Annotated in this window: 1 protein-coding gene; it reads left to right on the top strand. The window is 49.8% G+C overall.

The window, feature by feature from the left end:
• The coding region (locus AAEZ03_RS27790; protein WP_502947977.1) for an AMP-binding enzyme at positions 1-263 on the top strand (263 nt) is incomplete at both ends.

Genomic DNA, 263 nt, shown 5'->3' with positions numbered 1-263 from the left:
GCCCATTGCTTTTTGTGTGCTAAAAGATCATGACCAAGTAGCGACGACCGAAAACCGCTTCCGTATTGAGCAGCAAGTGATTGGGGCAGTGGTAAAATCTCTTGGTGGTATCGCAAGGCCCGCGGCGATTTATTTCCCGCAAGCATTACCCAAAACGCGCTCTGGCAAAATCCTACGCCGTGCTATTCGCGCATTAGCAGAGAATAAGCCTACCGGAGATATGTCAACGCTTGACAATCCAACGGCCATTGACGCCATTAAAC

Source organism: Pseudomonas sp. HY2-MNA-CIBAN-0224 (assembly GCF_040310285.1).
GTDB classification, from domain to species: Bacteria; Pseudomonadota; Gammaproteobacteria; order Pseudomonadales; family Pseudomonadaceae; genus Aquipseudomonas; species Aquipseudomonas helleri.
This window is presented reverse-complemented; position numbering and strand designations above follow the sequence as displayed.